Origin of the sequence: Algibacter sp. 2305UL17-15 (assembly GCF_040720935.1) — a bacterium.
Taxonomy (GTDB): domain Bacteria; phylum Bacteroidota; class Bacteroidia; order Flavobacteriales; family Flavobacteriaceae; genus Jejuia.
In genome coordinates, this window is record NZ_JBFDAE010000032.1 from 1 (window position 1) to 2,780 (window position 2,780).

3 protein-coding genes are annotated in these 2,780 nt (G+C 28.4%); all 3 read right to left on the reverse strand.

Annotated features, from left to right (window positions below):
* Positions 1–263 precede the first annotated feature (263 nt).
* The 3 genes from ABXQ82_RS18675 to ABXQ82_RS18685 all read right to left on the reverse strand — a co-directional run bounded on the left by ABXQ82_RS18675 (position 264) and on the right by ABXQ82_RS18685 (position 2,626).
* Positions 264–983: a hypothetical protein gene (locus ABXQ82_RS18675; RefSeq protein WP_367063307.1), complete on the reverse strand. Its 720-nt coding sequence runs from the start codon at positions 981–983 to the stop codon at positions 264–266.
* Positions 984–1,141: 158 nt separating this feature from the next.
* A complete protein-coding gene (locus ABXQ82_RS18680) occupies positions 1,142–1,633 on the reverse strand; it encodes a hypothetical protein (protein ID WP_367063309.1) in 492 nt (163 codons plus the stop codon).
* Between the two features lie 9 nt (positions 1,634–1,642).
* Entirely contained in the window at positions 1,643–2,626 is a 984-nt protein-coding gene (locus tag ABXQ82_RS18685) for a bacteriophage abortive infection AbiH family protein (protein ID WP_367063311.1), read from the reverse strand.
* Positions 2,627–2,780: the final 154 nt, after the last annotated feature.

Below are 2,780 nucleotides of genomic sequence, written 5' to 3' on the forward strand. Positions count from 1 at the left end.
TTTTCCTGCGGTAAGTTCGTCTAAAATTTTGAGTTTAAAAGATTCGGAATACCGTCTGATTACTTTGTCATTTTTGTACATAATTGATTAAGATTGTGTAGCCTTTATTCAGGACGGGTCAAACTTGCACACAACGTGTTTGTATATGGTTTGTTGCGTGGTTTAGCACGTAATTTAGCAAATAAAAACCGAATAGAAAATCCGCGAGGATTTTCGTAAGTAGGCTAGAACTAGCAATAAATTATATACGGTGTTGTGCATAGTTATTTTTGCGAAATTCTATTTTTCAGTTCAATATAAATCTCTTTTTGTTTCTTATCAGAGTATTCTTTTTGATTCATCCAATATTCATATAAATCTCCTATAATAATTTTAATTTTTTTGGTCTGATTAGTGATTTCAGCTAAATCTAATACAAAGTTGCAATCAAAGATATTTAAATATTTTAGTTCTTTTAAAAAGCAAATTTTTTCATCAATTACTTTTTCTAAAGCATTATACTTGTCAAGTTCAATATCGGATAAATTCAAAAGGTTAGAAGTAATTTCGTCTGTTATAAATTTATTATCGTCAATTGATAAGCGATACCAATCTTCATTAATTTTTCGTTTCCAAAATCCCAATGTATGGTGATAATCATCTAATAAAAAGCCATTTTTTTTATAATCACTTTCGTATTTTTTTTCTGCCCAAGAAGCATATTTTTTGGAAACTAATTTTATATTTAATCTGAATGATACTGTTTCTTTATAGTTATTTGAATGAGGCTCAAAATGTATCGTTAAAATATTTTCATCAGTATTTTTCACAAGACTCAAATTTGTCTTTTGAAATTTAAAGCCTTTATCTTTGATGGTAGGGTAAATATATTTTTCTATTATTTTTTTAATTCTTTTTTTTGAAGGCAATTCAGGGAAATAATAATTCTTAATTTCAGATTTCCTTTTTTCCCAATCCGCAATTTTATCGTCTAGTAAATTCATTTCTGTTCAGGGTAATTATGCACAACGTTTATGTATAAGAATAGTGCGGTTTTGTGTGCGAGGATTTTCCGCAGGAAAATCAGACGTTACAAACACGCAACGACCTTTGATTTAGCACTAAACCGCAATTATTTTTATACTGTGTTACCTGCTGGCTTTTAATCAAATATATCCTTTTTTTCAACACCGTAAAGTTTCAATAAATGAATAAATGCTTTTTTAATTTTATTAATTTCATCTACTGGTGTGTTTTTGTCCAAAATAATGGTCATTTTAGATTTATTATCTCCTTTATGTCGTTTTTCAGTTTCTAAATCAAACTGTTCAGATTCTATTGAATTAGGTTTACAATGTATTTCCACCCAAATTGCCTCATCTTTTTCTTTTATGAGCAAAGTAGAATAATTTTTTGGTTGAAATAGGTATGCTGTGGTACAAGTAGAAAACAGGGTGCAAAATACTATTAAATTTATATAGTTTTCATTCTCAATTTGAACTTCCTGAAATTTATAAATATAATTTATTTTAATATCCTCAAGTTTGTAAATTTCAAGTTTTTCGTTTAGATAATCGTAAGTTTCTTTTTTTGTTTGTGAAAACAAATTAGTTTGAGAAACTACTAATATTATAATTAAGATTATTCTTTTCATAAGATGTTTTTATTTTTGAGTTTTACGTAAATCATCAATTTTTATTTGTTTTGCTTTATTTTTTACAATTCCTAAATGAATTAAAATATTCAAATATTTTTCTTTTTCATCTTCTCTGTGGTAGGAAACAACCCAATTCGGATTTCCTTTACTGATACTTACTATTTTTTCAAAATATTTTATATCCACTTCTGACATTGAATGACCTAAAACGAAAATATTTTGAACATTTTCCAAACTATTAAAAAAGTCAATATTTTTATCAATTGCAGTTTGAGTATTTTTAAATGCGTGAGTATAATATGATAGAATTTCTCCTTTTGCATCTTCGTACGATAAATCAAATTGGTCAGACATATGTTCCTCCCATTGTTGCATTTCCTCGTCCGAAAGTCCAGTAGGTGGAACTACTTTTTCTTCTTTGAAATTTTCAGGGTCGGTACCGTGCCCCAAAATTATATCACTTTTCTCTGCTTTTACTTTATTGTGTATATAGCAAATATTATTTTCTAAAATTTCATAATACCTTTCTAATGTATTTGTATAATTAAAGTTAAGAAAAACGCTACTTGCTTCTAGTTCAATTTGATATTCATTTATTGATACTGGAAATTCAACATTAAGTATAAATGAATTAAAAACAGAAATTAACCCATTAGTCAACTTATCAATTATCAGTTCCATTTCGATTTGATAAGAATGCCAATCCCTATCTCTAAAATCTGGACTTCCAGGATTAGCAGCATAATCAGATTTATCTTCAAGAACTTGCTCGTAATCTAAATCTGCAAGAGCCAATTCAAAGCTTGACCACAGATTGTACTCATCATCACTAACTGGATTTTCAGAAATATCGGGTAATCCATAATATGTAAGTATGAGTTCATAAATTTCATTATTTTCTTTGGAAAGAAATTTTGCAAATGACTGATATTTAGTATCAAGTCCGTGATACATATCAAATCCATTTCCTATTATATATAAGTTTTTCAATTTAGACGGATGTTTTTTTAGCTTGCAGGTAACGTGCCGCGTGTAATGATAGTTGCGTGATTAAGCCACTAATTTAGCAAACAAAATCGAGCCGGAGAAAATTCCGCAGGAATTTTCCAGATATGCAGTTGCCCGAGCAATTATTTTTACACGG

What these genes read in the sequence shown, in the direction of transcription:
- ABXQ82_RS18675 (WP_367063307.1), bottom strand. Translation starts at nt 983, where the DNA reads ATGAATTTACTAGACGATAAAATTGCGGATTGGGAAAAAAGGAAATCT.
- ABXQ82_RS18680 (WP_367063309.1), bottom strand. Translation starts at nt 1,633, where the DNA reads ATGAAAAGAATAATCTTAATTATAATATTAGTAGTTTCTCAAACTAAT.